The organism is Pantoea sp. FN0302 (genome assembly GCF_050113775.1).
In the GTDB taxonomy this organism is placed as follows: Bacteria; Pseudomonadota; Gammaproteobacteria; order Enterobacterales; family Enterobacteriaceae; genus Mixta; species Mixta alhagi.
In genome coordinates, this window is sequence record NZ_JBNJSM010000001.1 from 1,021,126 (window position 1) to 1,038,042 (window position 16,917).

Annotated in this window: 15 protein-coding genes and 3 pseudogenes; 8 read left to right on the forward strand and 10 right to left on the reverse strand. The window is 53.2% G+C overall.

The window, feature by feature from the left end; genetic code table 11:
* Nucleotides 1-30: 30 nt before the first annotated feature.
* From ACQE32_RS04730 to tpx, 4 genes and pseudogenes are all read right to left on the reverse strand, one after another.
* Nucleotides 31-491: pseudogene (locus ACQE32_RS04730) on the reverse strand (DUF943 family protein).
* A gap of 42 nt (nt 492-533) precedes the next feature.
* Nucleotides 534-1,010 (reverse strand): DUF943 family protein, encoded by a 477-nt coding sequence (locus ACQE32_RS04735; RefSeq protein ID WP_427021407.1) that lies wholly within the window; start codon nt 1,008-1,010, stop codon nt 534-536.
* Nucleotides 997-1,869: pseudogene (locus tag ACQE32_RS04740) on the reverse strand (DUF3289 family protein). The gene ACQE32_RS04735 and the pseudogene ACQE32_RS04740 overlap by 14 nt, the downstream one beginning before the upstream one ends.
* Before the next feature lie 230 nt (nt 1,870-2,099).
* Nucleotides 2,100-2,603 (reverse strand): thiol peroxidase, encoded by a 504-nt coding sequence (gene tpx, locus ACQE32_RS04745; protein ID WP_426972484.1) that lies wholly within the window; start codon nt 2,601-2,603, stop codon nt 2,100-2,102.
* A gap of 175 nt (nt 2,604-2,778) precedes the next feature.
* On the opposite strand from tpx, the gene ycjG reads away from it, so the two are divergent.
* A complete protein-coding gene (gene ycjG, locus ACQE32_RS04750) occupies nt 2,779-3,756 on the forward strand; it encodes an L-Ala-D/L-Glu epimerase (RefSeq protein WP_426972485.1) in 978 nt (325 codons plus the stop codon).
* On the opposite strand, the gene mpaA is transcribed toward ycjG, so the two are convergent.
* Nucleotides 3,753-4,478 (reverse strand): murein tripeptide amidase MpaA, encoded by a 726-nt coding sequence (mpaA, locus tag ACQE32_RS04755; RefSeq protein WP_085072351.1) that lies wholly within the window; start codon nt 4,476-4,478, stop codon nt 3,753-3,755. The two genes, ycjG and mpaA, sit on opposite strands and share 4 nt — an antisense overlap.
* 154 nt (nt 4,479-4,632) lie before the next feature.
* On the opposite strand from mpaA, the gene ACQE32_RS04760 reads away from it, so the two are divergent.
* From ACQE32_RS04760 to ACQE32_RS04770, 3 genes are all read left to right on the forward strand, one after another.
* Nucleotides 4,633-6,249 carry a peptide ABC transporter substrate-binding protein gene (locus tag ACQE32_RS04760; protein ID WP_427021408.1) on the forward strand — a complete coding sequence of 539 codons (1,617 nt, stop codon included), beginning with the start codon at nt 4,633-4,635 and terminating at the stop codon, nt 6,247-6,249.
* A gap of 178 nt (nt 6,250-6,427) precedes the next feature.
* Complete coding sequence (gene zntB, locus ACQE32_RS04765) at nt 6,428-7,411, forward strand: zinc transporter ZntB (RefSeq protein ID WP_085072352.1); 984 nt, start codon at nt 6,428-6,430, stop codon at nt 7,409-7,411.
* A 272-nt stretch (nt 7,412-7,683) separates the two neighbouring features.
* Complete coding sequence (locus ACQE32_RS04770) at nt 7,684-7,839, forward strand: hypothetical protein (RefSeq protein ID WP_250650019.1); 156 nt, start codon at nt 7,684-7,686, stop codon at nt 7,837-7,839.
* A 53-nt stretch (nt 7,840-7,892) separates the two neighbouring features.
* Here ACQE32_RS04770 and ttcA read toward each other — a convergent pair whose 3' ends face one another.
* The 3 genes and pseudogenes from ttcA to ACQE32_RS04785 all read right to left on the reverse strand — a co-directional run bounded on the left by ttcA (nt 7,893) and on the right by ACQE32_RS04785 (nt 11,241).
* On the reverse strand, nt 7,893-8,828 hold the full coding sequence (ttcA, locus tag ACQE32_RS04775; protein ID WP_426972488.1) for a tRNA 2-thiocytidine(32) synthetase TtcA: 936 nt from the start codon (nt 8,826-8,828) through the stop codon (nt 7,893-7,895).
* 44 nt (nt 8,829-8,872) lie between these two features.
* A pseudogene (locus tag ACQE32_RS04780) lies at nt 8,873-9,085 on the reverse strand (site-specific integrase); the annotation flags it as partial.
* Nucleotides 9,086-9,249: 164 nt separating this feature from the next.
* Nucleotides 9,250-11,241, reverse strand: a complete 1,992-nt coding sequence (locus ACQE32_RS04785; RefSeq protein ID WP_426972490.1) for a BCCT family transporter — start codon at nt 11,239-11,241, stop codon at nt 9,250-9,252.
* Between the two features lie 331 nt (nt 11,242-11,572).
* Here ACQE32_RS04785 and ACQE32_RS04790 point away from each other — a divergent pair, with 331 nt between their 5' ends.
* Nucleotides 11,573-11,845 carry a putative hemolysin gene (locus ACQE32_RS04790; protein ID WP_426981735.1) on the forward strand — a complete coding sequence of 91 codons (273 nt, stop codon included), beginning with the start codon at nt 11,573-11,575 and terminating at the stop codon, nt 11,843-11,845.
* A 36-nt stretch (nt 11,846-11,881) separates the two neighbouring features.
* Here ACQE32_RS04790 and ACQE32_RS04795 read toward each other — a convergent pair whose 3' ends face one another.
* Nucleotides 11,882-12,874, reverse strand: a complete 993-nt coding sequence (locus ACQE32_RS04795) for a 2-hydroxyacid dehydrogenase (RefSeq protein WP_085071654.1) — start codon at nt 12,872-12,874, stop codon at nt 11,882-11,884.
* A 184-nt stretch (nt 12,875-13,058) separates the two neighbouring features.
* Between ACQE32_RS04795 and ACQE32_RS04800 the strand changes: the two genes are divergently transcribed.
* Genes ACQE32_RS04800 through ACQE32_RS04810 form a run of 3 tightly spaced genes read left to right on the forward strand, consistent with a single transcriptional unit; the run spans nt 13,059 to nt 16,196 of the window.
* Nucleotides 13,059-15,686, forward strand: coding sequence for a YdbH family protein (locus tag ACQE32_RS04800; protein ID WP_426981813.1), 2,628 nt, complete (start codon nt 13,059-13,061; stop codon nt 15,684-15,686).
* On the forward strand, nt 15,676-15,861 hold the full coding sequence (locus ACQE32_RS04805) for a YnbE family lipoprotein (protein WP_085071656.1): 186 nt from the start codon (nt 15,676-15,678) through the stop codon (nt 15,859-15,861). Before ACQE32_RS04800 ends, ACQE32_RS04805 begins: the two co-directional genes overlap by 11 nt.
* A gap of 11 nt (nt 15,862-15,872) precedes the next feature.
* Nucleotides 15,873-16,196, forward strand: a complete 324-nt coding sequence (locus ACQE32_RS04810; protein WP_427021746.1) for a YdbL family protein — start codon at nt 15,873-15,875, stop codon at nt 16,194-16,196.
* Nucleotides 16,197-16,272: 76 nt separating this feature from the next.
* Here ACQE32_RS04810 and ACQE32_RS04815 read toward each other — a convergent pair whose 3' ends face one another.
* Nucleotides 16,273-16,872, reverse strand: coding sequence for an FMN-dependent NADH-azoreductase (locus ACQE32_RS04815; RefSeq protein WP_426972492.1), 600 nt, complete (start codon nt 16,870-16,872; stop codon nt 16,273-16,275).
* Nucleotides 16,873-16,917 lie beyond the last annotated feature (45 nt).

Sequence of the window (16,917 nt, forward strand, 5' to 3'; positions counted from 1 at the left end):
GGAAGTGTGCTAAGCAGGAAGACAGTGGGGTTATTCGACCTTATCAACCTCGCCGTTATTTCTTAATCTATATTTCCCGTTGTCAACGCCAAAATATGCCTGGTTCCCTGGGCTACTACCGATGATAAAAACAGCATCTTTTTCGATACATCTTTTTTTAACTTTCATATCATTAAAGCAGTATTGATCATCGTCCTGCTTATCCTCTTTATATCCCTCGCCAAACAGCCATAGGGTTACAGAAAAAAACCTTTTTCATCAGGATAAGGGACGTTGTATTTTTCTTTTATCATGGCTCGGTTTTTAAGCCACCAGTTTATTTTACCTTTATCGCTTAGAGGGAAATTCCTTACCAGGATAGCACTGTCATTAGTGCTTCTTTGATGAACAGCAACAATTTCTACTGGCCGCAAAAAGAGCCAGAGCAGGTAAATCAGCAGCGCGGTACCAGCCAGCAAAAGAATTGCGCGCTTTTTATTATTTATTGTCATTACGCTCTCCGGTAATTCAAACATCGGAAATGCATATTTTTATCAAGGGTTCGTGACCTTAAATGACTCGGATCTATCAACTTTCCCGTTATTTATTAATATATATTTCCCCTTGCCTAAACTGAAAAAAACCTGTTTATCCCGGTTGCTGTAAACGGTCATTACGGCATTCTTATTAATGCAGCGCAGCTCGCTCTTTATTTCATCAAAGCAGAGCCGCTCATCAATTATATCCTTTTGATAGCCATCACCAAAAAGAAAAATGGTGGCCCAAAAAGTACCATCCTCATCAAGATAGGGGGCGTTATACTTCTCTTTTAACATAGCACGATTTTCCAGCCACCAGCTGATTTTCCCCTTATCGGTAAAAGGGAAGTTTTTAACCAGAACAGCTGTTGAACTTCTGCCTCTCTTGTGAACAGTAACAATTCCTACTGGCCGCAAAAAGAACCAGAGCAGGTAAATCAGCAGCGCGGCAGCGGCCAGCAGCAGAACAGCGTGTTTTTTACTTATCTGCATTGGACCCTCCGATAATTTTAATATCGGCACTCATATTGGTCATAAAAGGCTTAAAGCCAAAGCGATGATAGCGCTGCAGCACAAACCAGATGCGGAACAGTCGGAAATTACTAAACAGGATATTATGTATATCCTCAGAGTCCAGTCCGAAGTGATCCTACACCTTATAATGCACCCTCGCGCAGTAATGATTTTTCTCAATATGTAGGGATTTTAACGTAATATGAGTTGCCCAGGTATCGTGAACGCTGATGCCCAACCCGTTAAAGCTGTCCTGTAATCTGTTAAACTTAGGCAGGCGCCCTTCCTGAATGCTCTCTTCATGTTTGTATTTCAGTTCCAATGAAAAACAGCCGTTTTCTCAGTCAATATTTTTAGACAGGGCATTGCTTATTTTTAGAAGCGTACTGTTCTCAATATTATTATCATTCATAATATGCTGTTTTAACGCGCTGTTAAGATACAGGCTTTCGAATGGAAAACCGCTGTTATCCTCCATATGCGTAATCATCTCATCAATTACCTGTCTGTAGGGGCCAAAAAGCGCAAAGGCCTGTGCCAGATGTCGAAACTCAGCAAACAGAATGCGGGCGCACGCCTGCGGCGTGATTTTTTTTGCTGGACGGTGGGAACCATGAAACATGGACGGCGGCTGACTGAAAGGGCTAAGCGTTGTCAGCGTATAAGGATCCACCTGGGTAGAAACATCCACCAGCTGGAATTCTCTTTTTAATTGTGTTTCTGTTAAATCACCGCAGCGCATATCGCTGGCACCATAGTCATCCATTCTTTTTTGGGTTTTAAACAGACTGCAGGGAAAGGTTAGTGCATCCATTGCGATTCCATCCTGTTTTATCATCCATGTTGCGTGTTGCGTGTTGCGTGTTGCGCTGGAATAATAATCGGGTGCCGGCGGGTTGTAAATTGCCGTTTTCGCTAGCGGGCGTATAATTTATTATTAAATAAAATCAATGGTAACGCGATGCGTTAATTAAATGACGCGAAGAATAAAGGCCGGCTGATAAAGGGAAGGCGATCGGCGTTATTAAAAAATCGCCCCCAAAAGGAGGCGATAAAATTATTTATCAATTATTTCAACGCAGCCAGTGCCGCGTCGTAATCTGGTTCGGTGGTGATTTCATTAACCAGCTGGCTATAGATCACCGTATCGTTTTCATCCAGCACCACAACCGCACGCGCCGTCAGGCCCTGCAGTGGACCATCGGCGATCGCTACGCCGTAATCATCTTTAAAGCTGCCGCCGCGCAGAGTAGAGAGCGTGACAACGTTTGACAGGCCGTCGGAGCCGCAGAAGCGTGACTGGGCAAAAGGCAGATCGGCAGAAATACAGAGAACAACGGCATTATCCATTTCGCCCGCCAGCTGATTAAACTTACGCACCGATGCGGCACAAACGCCGGTATCGATACTGGGGAAAATGTTCAGCACTTTACGTTTGCCGACGTACTCAGAAAGGGAAACGTCAGCCAGGTTTTTAGCAACCAGCGTAAAGGGTTTCGCTTTTTCGCCAGCCTGCGGCAGTTGGCCTGCTACGCTAACCGGATTACCCTGAAAATGAACGGTCTGAGACATAATCTATCCTTTTACTTTTGCTTAACAAGATTCACAGTGTAAAGGAACGAGCAAAGGTGAGACAGTGAAATTATATAGCAGACAACGCCGGTTATGGCACGCGTCGGCAATCTCCTGTTTGCTGCACATAGCGCAACTGCGCTGAACGCCTCTTCTGACTAACGAGAGAAAAAATATGAGGACGGTTAAAGTTTATCCCGAGGACTGGCCGCTTAATAAGCCGTTTGTTATTTCGCGCGGCAGCCGTGAGCAGGCGGGTGTAGTGGTGGTAGAGCTGGAAGAAAATGGCATCAAAGGCGTAGGGGAATGCACGCCTTACCGGCGCTATGGCGAAAGCGAGGCTTCGGTGCTGGCGCAAATTAGCTTGCTGCTGCCGCAGCTGGAAATGGGCATGACACGCGAAGCGCTGCAGGAGGCGCTGCCGGCGGGCGCGGCGCGCAACGCCATTGACTCTGCGCTGTGGGATCTCGCCTGTCGCCAGCAGCAGCAGACGCTGTGTCAGTTGCTTGGTGTTACGCTGCCCGGCCGGGTGAGTATGGCGCAAACCGTTACGCTGGATACGCCGGAATCAATGGCAAGCAGCGCGCTGGCGCTCTGGGAAAATGGGGCCATGCTGTTAAAAATCAAGCTGGATGACCATCTGATTACTGAGCGGCTAATGGCGATTCGCAGCGCGGTCCCGCAGGCGCGGCTGATTGTGGATGCCAATGAATCCTGGCATAGCGAAGGGCTGGCGGCGCGCTGCCAGTTGTTGGCCGATTTGGGGGTTGAAATGCTGGAGCAGCCGCTACCGGCAAGCGAGGATGAAGCGCTGGCAAATTTTATTCATCCGTTACCGGTCTGCGCCGACGAAAGCTGCCATACGCGCAGCAGTCTGCCGGCATTGCGCCAGCGCTATGAAATGATCAATATCAAGCTGGATAAAACCGGTGGCCTTACCGAAGCGCTGGCGCTGGCCAGCGCAGCGGAAGAGGCGGGCTTTACGCTTATGCTGGGCTGTATGCTTTGCACTTCACGCGCCGTCAGCGCCGCGCTGCCGCTGGTGCCGCGCGCGCGCCTTATCGATCTTGATGGCCCGACATGGCTGGCGGTGGATGTGGATCCTGGCCTGCGCTTTAGCAGCGGAGAAATTGACCTTACCTCTACGGATTAACGCCTCTTTTGTGTCTCAGGCTGCCAGTAAAGCAGTCCGGTTAAGGCTGGCAGATAACGTTCCGTCGCCTCATCGGCAGAAACCGGCGGCAGCTCGGCGGTAATGCAGGGGAGGCCAATATCAGCGCACCAGCTTCCGAACGAACCGGGGGTGCTGTAGCCAACGCTGGAGACCAGCGGCAGCCCTGTCTGTTCAGCTAACCAGCCGCCGAGCTGGCTATGCTGCGGATCCTCAATGCAGGCCAGCGGTTCATGCAGGGAGACGACCCAGGCAGGCCGCAGCGTATGAATCAGCTGACAGAGCGCTGCGGTTTCCGGCTCTGAGGCGGCACGCGCACCGGTAGAAAGCTTTACGTCACGTTGTTCAGCGCTACTGTTCCAGCGATATACCGTTTCGCCAGCCTGCCAGTTCGCAGCCGGAAAGTTACGGTTAAGATCGACGCCGTTGGCATTGGCGCGCAAGCCCAGCTGGCAGCCATCGGGATTAACCGCCAGTACCAGATGATGCCGCCGCAGACGTGCAGGCAGCGTGCGCAACGCACAGGAAAGGGTTACCACGGCAGCGCCTTCGTCACCGTGCGTGCCGGCCAGAATCAGCCCGCTATCGCGTGCCGCCAGCGGCGCCGGGAACCAGAGCAGCGGCGCTCCCAATACCGAGGTGCCGTAACGCGTCATCTCCGCCGTCAGCGCGCCGCGTTGTGAACGCGGCTGTTGCATTGTCATCATTCGCTCCTGTGAAAAAAGTCGCAGAACCGGCGGCGCGGCCACTGCAATAAGCAAAACAGCTGGTTCAGGATCAATTATTTGCGCTAAAGTGCCGGTTAGCATAAGCCACCAATATGTTTTGCCAAACCGGCAGCTTTAAGGGTAGGACAAGATGAAATCATTTCGCATTGCGCTGGGTGCCTTTTTAACCGCCTCGCTGTTAACCACGGCGCAGGCTGCACAGGTGGCCCCTGGCGACCAGCTGGCAGAACGGCAGAATATCGTGCGCCATATCAAAGATGAACCGGCGTCGCTCGATCCGCAAAAGGCTGTGGGACTCCCTGAAATCCAGGTAATGCGCGATCTGTTCGAAGGGTTAACCAACCAGGATGCGCAGGGAAACGTTGTGCCGGGCGTGGCGCAAAGCTGGCAGAGCAATGATAACCAGAGCTGGATCTTCACGCTGCGAGAGGATGCTCGCTGGTCAGACGGCAAGCCGGTAACGGCCCAGGATTTTGTCTACAGCTGGCGGCGTCTGGTTGACAGTAAAAATGCCTCGCCTTTCGCCTGGTTTGCCGGGCTGGCGGCTATTCATAACGCCGGGGCGATAACGCAGGGTAAACTGCCGCCCGAGAGCCTTGGCGTCACCGCGCTGGATAAAACCCATCTTAAGGTAACGCTCGATCGACCTGTTGCCTGGTTTCCCGGTCTCACCGCGCATGTCAGTCTCTATCCAGTACCGCAAAAGGCGATTGAGGCGTGGGGCGATGCCTGGACCAGACCGGGTAATCTGATCGGCAACGGCGCGTATCAGCTAAAGGAACGGGTAGTAAATGAAAAAATTGTGCTGGTGCGTAATCAGAATTATTGGGATAACGCACATTCGGTACTGAATCAGGTTACGTTCTTGCCGATTAACGAAGAGTCCAGCGCCACCAAACGCTATCGCGCAGGGGATATCGATATTACCGAATCCTTCCCGAAAAACCTCTACGGCATGCTAAAGAAAAACATTCCGGATGAGGTCTATACGCCCGATCAGCTGGGAACCTATTACTATGCGTTTAATACGCAGCGCGGGCCGACCGCCGATGCGCGCGTGCGTCGGGCGCTCTCCTGGAGCATTGACCGTCGCATTATCGCCGAAAAAGTGTTGGGCACCGGCGAAAAACCTGCCTGGCATCTCACCCCGGAGGTGGTAAGCAGTTTTAATCCCAAACCCTCCTTTTTGCAGCAGCACACCCAGGCCGAACTGAATATGCAGGCGAAGGCGCTGCTGGCTGCGGCTGGCTATGGGCCAAACCGGCCGCTGCGGCTGTCGCTGCTGTATAACACATCAGAAAACCATCAGAAGATTGCCATTGCGGTAGCCTCAATGTGGAAGAAAAACCTCGGCGTAGAGGTGAAACTGCAAAATCAGGAGTGGAAAACCTATATCGACAGCCGCAACAGCGGAAATTTCGACGTGATCCGTGCCTCCTGGATTGGCGATTATAATGAGCCTTCCACCTTTCTTAGCCTGCTGACTTCCAGCCACAGCGGTAATATCGCTAAGTTCCATAATGCGGATTACGATGCGGTGTTGGCGAAGGCGAGCCGGGAAAACAACGCGCAGGCGCGTAACGAGGATTACAATCGCGCAGAGCAGATCCTTGATGAGCAGGCGCCGATCGCGCCGATTTATCAATATACCAACGGGCGCTTAATCAAGCCCTGGGTGAAAGGCTATCCCATTAATAACCCTGAAGACGTTGCCTACAGTCGCCAGCTCTATATCCTCAAACACTAAGCGTACAGGGCGGTCATAGCGCGTGGTTTATGCGCCATGACCGTCTCGCCGCTGCTTTTCTTTTTTCGCACAGACCGCGACGCTATTTATTGAACATGCCCGCGACGCCGAAAGATTGATTCTGCCTGGCGTCAGGCTAGACTGTAGCGTTTGAATTCAGCTGATTATGAGGCATGACGTGAACGTCATTGAAGGAAAAGCGCTACAGGTTTCAGGTGCGATTATCGCCTGCCAGCTTGACGGGCAGGGCGGCCTGATCCCGATTGAAGATAAAGATGTGATTCATTGCGAGCGCCCCTGCTGGCTTCATCTCAATTATACCCACCGCGAAAGCGCCGAGTGGCTCTCTTCTACGCCGCTCATCCCGGATGCGGTACGCGATGCGCTGGCCGGAGACAGTCTGCGCCCACGCGTTAGCCGTCTGGGCGATGGTTTTATGATTACGCTACGCAGCGTGAACCGCAACAGCGATTCACGACCTGAACAGCTGGTGGCTATTCGCGTTTTTATTAACGATAAGCTGATTGTTTCCACGCGGCGGCGCAAGGTGAACGCTATCGATGAAGTGCTCTCCGAGCTGCAAAACGGCAATGGTCCGGTGGATGGCGGAAGCTGGCTGGTAGAGCTTTGCGATGTGCTGACCGATCACACCAGTGAATTTATCGAAGATCTGCAGGATAAAATTATTGAGCTGGAAGATGCGTTAATGGATCAGCGCGTACCGGCTCGTGGCGAACTGGCGCTGCTGCGTAAGCAGCTGATAGTGATGCGCCGTTATATGACGCCACAGCGTGATGTCTATGCGCGTCTGGCCAGTGAAAAGCTGGGCTGGATGGATGACAATGAACGTCGTCGCATGCAGGAAATTGCTGACCGGCTTGGCCGTGGGCTGGATGACTTAGCCGCCAGCGTGGCGCGCACGGCGGTGCTGGCGGATGAGATCGCATCGATAATGCAGGAGGCGATGAACCGGCGAACCTACACCATGTCGCTGCTGGCGATGCTTTTTCTGCCGACAACCTTCCTGACCGGTCTGTTTGGCGTCAACCTGGGCGGTATCCCGGGAGCGGAAAGCCGCTATGGCTTTGCGATTTTCTGCCTGATGTTAGTGCTGCTGGTGGCTGGCGTTGCCCTGTGGTTACATAAACGTAAGTGGCTATAGCAAAAGCAAACGGGTAACCAGAAAAGGGGAGAAAAGCTGATCGACGTCAATAAACTGTAGGCAGGGCTGGGGCAAACTCTCTTCCGCAGGTGAATGCAACGTCAAGCGATGGGCGTTGCGCTCCATATTGTCTTACTTCCTTTTTTTGAATTACTGCATAGCACAATTGATTCGTACGACGCCGGCCTTAAAGCCGGCTTTTTTTTGCCGCTTCGCCATCCCTGCGCAATTTCTTCTACGCTTAAGAAACCGAGCAACCTGAGGAAGAACCTATGCCGATTTTGTGGATGACCAACCCGATTTCCGCTTCCGACCCGATACCCACCGATCCGGTCCCTGTTCCTGAGCCTATCCCGCAGCCGCAGCCCGTTCCCGACCCAATGCCGGATCCCGAGCCGATTCTCGATCCGCCGCCGCATATGAAATAATTTATCACAATCCTGGCACCATACTGGCTGTTACCGGTATGGCGCCAGCGTGCTTATTTGATTTCCAGAATATCCAGGCGCTGTCCCACAGGCGCATCTTCTTCTTCATCCGGCTGCCAGCCAACCGGCTGAAGCGGTAAAGATTCACGATCGAAAGCCAGATCGCCACCATCCACTACTTCGCTGCCATGTTTAATCGATTTAAAATCAAACAGCGTCGTATCGGCCAGATGCGACGGAACCACGTTTTGCATGGCGCTGAACATGGTCTCAATGCGACCCGGATAGCGTTTATCCCAGTCGCGCAGCATATCGGCAATCACCTGACGTTGCAGGTTCGGCTGCGAACCGCACAGGTTGCACGGAATAATCGGATACTGACGCGCAATGGCAAAGCGTTCGATATCCTTTTCACGGCAGTAGGCCAGCGGGCGGATCACAATATGCTTGCCGTCATCGCTCATCAGCTTCGGCGGCATGCCTTTCATTTTCCCGCCGTAGAACATATTCAAAAACAGCGTTTGCAGAATATCGTCACGGTGATGTCCCAGGGCGATTTTGGTGCAGCCCAGCTCCGTAGCGGTACGGTAAAGAATGCCGCGACGCAGGCGAGAGCAGAGCGAGCAGGTAGTTTTGCCTTCCGGAATTTTATCTTTAACGATGCCGTAGGTGTTTTCTTCGACGATTTTATATTCAACGCCGATCGATTCCAGATATTGCGGCAGCACATGTTCCGGGAAGCCAGGCTGTTTCTGATCGAGGTTAACCGCAATCAGTGAGAAATTAACCGGCGCGCTCTGCTGCAGGTTACGCAGGATCTCTAGCATGGTGTAACTGTCTTTACCGCCGGACAGGCAAACCATAATACGATCGCCTTCTTCGATCATATTAAAATCGGCAATCGCTTCGCCCACGTTACGACGCAGGCGCTTTTGCAGTTTGTTCAGATTGTATTGTTCTTTCTTATTAACGGTTTGATCTTGTTGCATTTTATAGTGTCTCAATAACCATGGGGCATACAGTGCAAAGTTTCTTACCGCACCAGCCAGATTTTCAGCTTCTCTACCTGTTTCCCGTTCATCTCTTCAAACCAGGTAGAATAGGTTTCATGCATCCTCTGCGCGTTCTTAAGCCCCATCTGGTGAGCTATAAATAACGGGTTAGCGCCGGCAGATAACAGCCAACATGCGAAAGTATGCCGCGTATGGTACGGATTACGCCGCCGAATTCCAGTATGTTTTATTGCCTTAGCCGATGCGCTTTATTTCTGAGCTGAATGAAAACGATTTTTCATCGTTTAACGGATGGCTGAAAAGCGGGAACAAGAGGTAGCAAAGCGAAGTAAGCAAAAGCGGGTAACGTGCCGACAGATCCCTCTGTCGGCAGTTGCTCAGTTATCAAAAAGCGTGATTAACGGACCACATGTAAAAAGTGCAGATGTTTTTCATATTGATCCAGAATATCGTGAAGGATCTGCTCCTGCGTCCAGCCCATCACATCATAATCCTGGCCACCTTCTTTCAGGTAAACTTCCGCCCGATAATACTTTTGTTCATCGTCCTTTTCGCTATCGCCTATTGCCGCCAGAGCAAAAGTTGGCTGCAAATAGGAGCGTAGCCGGACCTCATAAACAAAGTTCAGCTCGTTGCCCAGATCAACTTCGAAATGAATGCGATCGTCACCATCCTCAGTACGCGAAGGCGTATTCTGCTTGGCCAGCTCCGCTTCAACCATCTTCATCGCTGGGGTAATCACTTCATTCATAAAGCGTCTGACCTGCGAACGTTTCGGGAAATAGGCGATATTACGCAGCCTGCGTTGCCAGGAAATAGGATTGCGTGCCGCAGTAGGCGCGATAGTCGCTATCTGTTTACTGTCGCGTTTCCATGCATCCAGACGCAACGCTTTTAAAAGCCCATACATTGATATCAGCAGGATGATAGCGAAGGGCAGTGCACTGGCGATCGTCACGGTTTGCAAAGCTTTCATGCCGCCGGCCAGCAGTAGCGTGATGGCAACCACACCCATCAATCCAGCCCAAAAGATACGCTGCCAGATCGGTGTTTTATCTGTCCCACCGGAAGCAAGCGTATCTACGACCATCGCACCCGAGTCAGCCGAAGTAACGAAAAAGACTACGACCATCGCCATCGCGACAAAAGAGAGCACCGAGCTAAAAGGGAAGTGCTCCAGGAAATTAAACAGCGCCAACGTTTGATCGGCCTGAACGGTTTCGGCCAGGTCGCGCGCGCCTTTTTGCATAATTAGCCAGATAGCGCTGTTGCCGAAAAAGGTCATCCACAGCAGGGTGAAGCCCGCAGGAACAAAAAGGACGCCGGAAACAAACTCACGAATGGTTCGGCCACGTGAGACACGAGCGATAAACATGCCGACAAACGGCGACCATGCCAGCCACCATCCCCAGTAAAACAGCGTCCAGCCACCCAGCCATTTGCTGGACTTAGGCTCATAGGCATAAAGGTTGAATGTCTTGGTTACGATCTCAGAAAGGTAGCCGCCGGTATTTTCTACAAAAGATTTCAGTAGCAGGACGGTTGGACCAAGAATACCCACCATAATCAGCAGTAATACGGCCAGGCTCAGGTTGATTTCAGACAGAATACGGATCCCCTTATCGAGCCCCGATACCACTGAAAGCGTTGCCAGCGCGGTTATCACCACAATTAAAATAACCTGTACGGTTTCATTAACCGGCAGGCCGAAAAGATGGTTCAGTCCGGCGTTAACCTGCAAAACACCATACCCCAGTGATGTTGCGACACCTAACACCGTACCGATAACGGCAAAAATATCGACGGCGTGTCCCATCCAGCCATAAATACGATCGCCAATAATCGGGTAGAGCGCCGAGCGCAACGTCAGCGGTAAACCATGACGGTAGCTGAAAAAGGCCAGTATCAGGGCGACAATCGCATAAATTGCCCAGGCATGAAGCCCCCAGTGGAAAAAGGTGATACGTAGCGCTTCTTTCGCGGCCTGAATGGTTTCCGGTGTGCCGGTGGGCGGCGCCATATAGTGCATCACAGGCTCAGCCACCCCAAAGAACATCAGCCCGATACCCATTCCGGCAGAAAAGAGCATCGCGAACCAGGAGATATAGCTAAAATCGGGTTCGGCATGATCGGGTCCCAGCTTGATATCGCCATAACGCGACATGCCCAGGTAGGTCACGGTCAGTAAGATCAGGGCGACAACCAGAATGTAAAACCAGCTCGCATTGGTAAACAGGGCGCTTTGCAACGCGCCTAACTGGCGTTCAGCCTGTTCAGGAAACATCGCCGAGAAGGCGACCAGCAGGAAAATTAAAACTGCGGAAGTATAAAAAACCGGCGGATTGATTTGGCTGCGTTTAGCTTTAAGTACGGGTTCATTTTGATTCATTGTTTACCTTTGACGCGATTGAAACTGCGTTAAATGTAACAATCAGTATGAAATAGTTAAACCCGGGATGTAATAAATTTATGTTTTTTTGCTCCGATAAAGGGATTTTTTAGAGAAAAATGCAACTTTTTCAGGTAAATCTTGTTTACCCGATGGGGGCTGACTGCCTATGGCATCATATTTTCAGTGAATTCTATAAGCGAAACGAGAATATTCCTGGTGACTTTCTAACAGGAAAATAACGTAAAAAGATGTTTCCTGTCTCGACGCCCGCATTAACGTCGCTTATGCTGGCAAAGCCTTGACCCCCATCATTCCCGGAGCCCGACCAATGAAAGCAGCCACTTTTCTGCTTGCTGGCGCTGCGCTGCTGCTTAGCGCATGCAGCAGCAGTGACAATGAGCCGCCACAGCAGGCTACTGCCGCGCATGTTCAGCCCAGAGTCAGTATGTCCTCTCTGGCAGAAAGCAACTGCGCCCTCGCGGGCGGAACCCTGGCATTTTCTCGTCAGCTGGACGGCAGCAGTACGGGAATGTGTCAGTTAGCCAACGGGCGTCGCTGTAGTGAGCGCGCGCTGGAAAGCGGAAGCTGCACGCGCTTTTAACCTTTTGGTGCGCACAGGGCGCACCAGAAAGAGTGACTAAACGCTGACCTCATTCGGGCAGGCCTCGCCTTTTGCCAGCTGTTGCAGGTTAGAGAGCGTGGTTTCTGAAATGGCGGTGAGCGCTTCAGCGGTTAAGAAGGCCTGATGACCGGTAAACAGAACGTTATGGCAGGCTGAAAGGCGACGGAACACATCGTCCTGAATCACGTCGTTGGATTTGTCTTCAAAGAACAGATCGCGTTCATTTTCATAGACGTCCATGCCAAGCGAACCAATTTTCTGCTGTTTCAATGCCTCGATCGCGGCCTGAGAATCCACCAGTCCGCCACGGCTGGTATTGATGATCATTACTCCATCCTTCATCTGGCTGAATGCAGCGGCATCCAGTAAATGATGGTTATCCGCCGTCAGCGGACAGTGCAGGGTAATCACATCGGATTCTTTAAACAGGCTTTTGATATCGACATATTCTGCGCCCAGATCCAACGCCTGTGGGTTTGGGTAAGGATCGAACGCCAGCAGACGCATGCCAAAACCCTTTAAAATCCGCAGCGTCGCGATACCGATTTTACCGGTGCCCACCACGCCAGCGGTACGTCCATGCATATTAAAACCGATTAATCCCTCCAGAGAGAAGTTGGCGTCGCGGGTGCGCTGATAGGCGCGATGAATACGACGGTTAAGCGTCATCATCATGCCTACCGCATGTTCCGCCACCGCTTCCGGCGAATAGGCCGGTACGCGTACCACTTTCAGGCCCAGCTCGGCGGCCGCCGCTAAATCAACATTATTAAAACCGGCGCAGCGTAATGCGATGATTTTTACACCCTGGGCGCTAAGGATTTCCAGCACCGGGCGGCTGGCGTCATCATTAACAAAAATACAGACGGCTTCACAATTGACGGCGTTTATCGCAGTACGTTCGGTCAGCAAAAAATCAAAGTATTCGATATCGAAACCAAAGCGCTGGTTAACGTTATCCAGATATTTTTTGTCGTACTGTTTGGTGCTGTAGACCGCAAGCTTCATTGTCGACTCCTTATTATTGTCTCTTGATCCATTCTAGACTGGCAGGCCTGCGACGTAACTTTTAATCTGCTGCCCGCGCATCCGGCGCTGCGCAATACAGAAAAGCGTAGCGAAACCTTCACCCTGGGTAATGAACATGCCATCATAGCCGCAGGATTTTTTACCAAACAGGACCGTTATGGCAATGCGATGGCGCTTATCTTTTGCTCTGGCCTCGCTGCTGGCGCTGGTTCTGCTGGTGCTGGCGCTATTGAGCAGCGTGACGCACTGGCTGCCGCGCCTGGCGGGAATCTGGCTGCCTGTGGGCACAAGTATTGCGCTGGATGCTTCACCGCGCTGGCAACAGGGGGCGCTGCATTTTCCGGCGGTGCGCTATCTGGTTGCTGATTGCCAGCTGGCGGAGCTACAGCATCTCTCCCTGGGGTATCTGGGCTCGCGCTGGCAGGCGCGTGCGCAACGCCTGGTGCTGGACACCGCCTGCCTGAGCCGTTTACCCGCCGACAGTGACGCTGCCATTGCGCCGCGTTCGCTGGCGCAGTGGCAGGCGATGCTGCCATCTGCCGATGTTGCTATCGATCGTCTCATCATTAATCCTTATCAGAGCTGGTCTGGCGCGCTGCGGCTGACGCTGGATGCGGATGCGCAACGGCTCGACTATCAGGGCGATAATCTGCGTCTGCTGGCCGATTTGCAGGGGCAGCGTCTCTCGCTGCGCCAGCTAACGCTACAGGCGCCCACGCTTAGCGAACCGGTTAGTCTGCACGGTTCGCTGATGCTCACAGAATTTGCCAACGGCGTGCCGGAAAGCGGCGAGCTCGGCGGCAATTTTACCCTGACGCAAGTACCGCATCCGTTGCGTTTTACGCTGACATGGCAGCAGCAGCAGGGCCGCCTGGTACTGCAAACGCCGCAGGATGCCGAGCCGCTGGTGGATCTTCCCTGGCAGGTGACGCCGGAGCAGATCCGCATTGAAAGCGGACGCTGGCGCTGGCCGTGGGCAGCGCAGCCGCTGGCGGGTGGCGTCGCGCTGGCCTTCTCTCACTGGCAGCAGGGACTGGAAGCCACTGAAATTAGCGGACGGCTGAATATGCTGACGCAGGGCCGTGGCGGCAAAGGCAACATTGTGTTGACGCTGGGGCCAGGGCATTTATCCCTTACCGACAGCCAGCTACCGCTGCGCCTTACCGGAGAAAGCAAGCTGGCGGCGCTGCAGTTTTATGCCTCGCTACCCGGCACGCTGCAAGGTTCCCTGCTGGATCCGCAGTTATCTGTCGCGCCGGGCGCGCTGCTGCGTATGCGCGGACGCCTGCTTTCCACGCTGGAAGTTGACGAGGCGCGCTGGCCGCTGGCTGGGGTAAGCCTTTCCGCCTCCGGCATTAATGGTCGTTTGCAGGCGATTTTGCGCGCACACGATACCCAGAAAGGGCGCTTTACGCTGCATCTGGATGGTCGCGCCAGCGAATTCTGGCCCGATCGTGGGCGTTGGGCATGGCGCTACTGGGGCAACGGCTATCTGGCGCCGCTGGATGCCAAATGGGATGTGCAGGGCACCGGCAACTGGCAGGATAGCGCAATTGCGTTAACGACGCTCTCTACCGGATTTGACCGGCTCAGCTACAACATGACCAGGGTGAATCAGCCCCGACTGCGGCTGGCGCAGCCGCTGGTCTGGCAGCGCGATACCGGGCAGGCCACGTTTCACGGTAAAATCACGCTTGATGCTGCAGCGACCCGCTTTGAAAGCGGTGGTTATCTGCCGCCGTCGCGGCTGGAACTCACGCTAAAAGGCAGCGATCCGGCGCATTTTTTGTTTAACGGCAGCCTACAGGCGGAGTCGATCGGCCCGATTCGCGTGCATGGTCGCTGGGACAGCGAGCGTTTGCGCGGACAGGCCTGGTGGCCGGCGCAATCCCTGACGGTTTTCCAGCCTCTGCTTAGCCCCGATTTGAAAATGAAAATTACCGGCGGCACGCTATGGGCGCAGGTGGCCTTTTCCGCTGCTGAACAGCAGGGCTTTACCGCAGGTGGCCACTGGGTGGTGCAAAAGGGTGCGTTATGGATGCCGGATAACAGCATTGAAGGGGTTGATTTCTCACTGCCGTTTCGTCTGCATCAGAGCCGCTGGTCACTGGGCACGCATGGTCCCGTATCGCTGCGCATCAAAAAAATCAATAACCAGTTTCTGATCCATGATGTTACCGCCCAGCTCCAGGGCAGCTGGCCGTGGCAGGAGAGCGAACCGCTTACGCTGAGCAACGTCAGTCTGGCGCTGCTGGGCGGCACGCTGAGCCTGCAGCAGTTGCGTCTGCCGCAGCATCAGCCCGCGGTTATTCGTCTGCGCGAGATTAGCCTGAGCGAGCTGATCACCGCCCTTAAGCCAAAGCAGATCGCCATGTCCGGGCGCATCAACGGCGAGCTGCCGCTGTGGCTGGATAATTCCGCCTGGCTGGTTAAGGATGGCTGGATCGCTAACAGCGGCAACCTGACGCTGCGGCTGGATAAACAGATGGCTGACACCATAACGCAGAATAATATTGCCGCCGGTGCCGCACTGGACTGGCTGCGTTATATGGAAATCTCCCGTAGCTGGGCCAGGCTGAATCTCAATACCATCGGCGATCTCACCCTGCAGGCGGAAGTTAACGGCACCAGTCGTTTCAGCAATCGCGATCAGCATGTAAATCTGAACTATCGCCATCAGGAGAACCTGTTTCAGCTGTGGCGTAGCCTGCGTTTTGGCGATAATTTGCAATCCTGGGTAGAGCAAAACGCAGCTCTGCCTTCACAGAAGGACTCAAAGCATGAGAATTAATCGGATGCTGCTGCTGGCCTGTTGTTTTGGGTTAGGGGGCTGCGTACCGCGTATTGAGGTCGCGGCGCCAAAGGAACCGATTACCATCAATATGAATGTGAAAATCGAGCATGAAATCCATATCCGGGTAGATAAAGATGTGGAAGCGCTGCTGAAAGATCAGAATCTTTTTTAAGGAGCAGCATGATGAAAGGCTGGATCGCACTCTTTCTGCTCTGCATGTTGACTGCAACATCGGCGCAGGCGCTGACGCTGGATGAGGCGCGTCAACAGGGGCGCGTTGGCGAAACCCTGAGCGGCTATCTGGCAGCACGTCAGCATGACGCAGAGACAGAGGCGCTAATCACGCACATCAATCAGCAACGTGAGCAGCGTTATCGGGAAGTTGCGCAGCGTAACCAACTTTCTACCGCCGAAGTTGCGCGTATTGCCGGAGAAAAGCTGGTGCAGCGCGCCGCCGCCGGGGAGTATGTGCAGGGGATTAACGGCAGGTGGGTAAGAAAACAGTAACGCGGCGGAGAGCCCAGGATAAAGCACAGGCGTGAGAATAACATGCTGGCCGCTGCAGTAGCGGCCAGCACCAGCATCAGGCGGTTGCCAGCTGCTGCAAAACGTCTTTTGCTTCAGCGGTGGCTTTGGTGGCCACTTCCGGGCCGTAAGCGATACCTTCAGCAAAAACGAAGCTCACGTCGGTAATGCCGATAAAGCCGAGGAATAACTGCACATAAGGGGTCAGCAGATCGGTAGGCGTATCTTTATGAATGCCGCCACGGCTGGAAATCACTACCGCACGTTTCCCTTTAACCAGGCCTTCCGGGCCCGCTTCGGTATAGCGGAAAGTGACGCCAGCACGGGCGATCAAATCGAAATAGTTTTTCAGCTGAGTAGGGATATTGAAATTGTACATCGGCGCCGCAATAACAATCACATCGTGCGCGTTCAGCTCAGCAATCAGCTCATCAGAGAGCGCCAGCGCTTCCTGCTGACGCGGTGTCAGTTCGGCATCGGAAGGACGCAGTGCGCCGACCAGCTCGCCATCCAGTACCGGGATCGGGTTTGCAGCCAGATCGCGCACCGTTACCTGATCGCCGTTCGCACTGGCCTCGGCGACATAAAAATCGGCCAGCTGGCCTGACTGAGAGTAACCGGCAAGAATACTGGATTTTAAAACTAATACTTTGCTCATGCTGTTTTCCTGTCTGCTGATTAGGGAAGTCTGTTTGCTCAATGG

Excerpts from the sequence above, each read along its gene's own strand:
- ACQE32_RS04735 (WP_427021407.1), bottom strand. The coding sequence starts at position 1,010 with ATGCAGATAAGTAAAAAACACGCTGTTCTGCTGCTGGCCGCTGCCGCG.
- tpx (WP_426972484.1), bottom strand. The coding sequence starts at position 2,603 with ATGTCTCAGACCGTTCATTTTCAGGGTAATCCGGTTAGCGTAGCAGGC.
- ycjG (WP_426972485.1), top strand. The coding sequence starts at position 2,779 with ATGAGGACGGTTAAAGTTTATCCCGAGGACTGGCCGCTTAATAAGCCG.
- mpaA (WP_085072351.1), bottom strand. The coding sequence starts at position 4,478 with ATGACAATGCAACAGCCGCGTTCACAACGCGGCGCGCTGACGGCGGAG.
- ACQE32_RS04760 (WP_427021408.1), top strand. The coding sequence starts at position 4,633 with ATGAAATCATTTCGCATTGCGCTGGGTGCCTTTTTAACCGCCTCGCTG.
- ACQE32_RS04770 (WP_250650019.1), top strand. The coding sequence starts at position 7,684 with ATGCCGATTTTGTGGATGACCAACCCGATTTCCGCTTCCGACCCGATA.
- ttcA (WP_426972488.1), bottom strand. The coding sequence starts at position 8,828 with ATGCAACAAGATCAAACCGTTAATAAGAAAGAACAATACAATCTGAAC.
- ACQE32_RS04785 (WP_426972490.1), bottom strand. The coding sequence starts at position 11,241 with ATGAATCAAAATGAACCCGTACTTAAAGCTAAACGCAGCCAAATCAAT.
- ACQE32_RS04790 (WP_426981735.1), top strand. The coding sequence starts at position 11,573 with ATGAAAGCAGCCACTTTTCTGCTTGCTGGCGCTGCGCTGCTGCTTAGC.
- ACQE32_RS04795 (WP_085071654.1), bottom strand. The coding sequence starts at position 12,874 with ATGAAGCTTGCGGTCTACAGCACCAAACAGTACGACAAAAAATATCTG.
- ACQE32_RS04800 (WP_426981813.1), top strand. The coding sequence starts at position 13,059 with ATGCGATGGCGCTTATCTTTTGCTCTGGCCTCGCTGCTGGCGCTGGTT.
- ACQE32_RS04805 (WP_085071656.1), top strand. The coding sequence starts at position 15,676 with ATGAGAATTAATCGGATGCTGCTGCTGGCCTGTTGTTTTGGGTTAGGG.
- ACQE32_RS04810 (WP_427021746.1), top strand. The coding sequence starts at position 15,873 with ATGAAAGGCTGGATCGCACTCTTTCTGCTCTGCATGTTGACTGCAACA.
- ACQE32_RS04815 (WP_426972492.1), bottom strand. The coding sequence starts at position 16,872 with ATGAGCAAAGTATTAGTTTTAAAATCCAGTATTCTTGCCGGTTACTCT.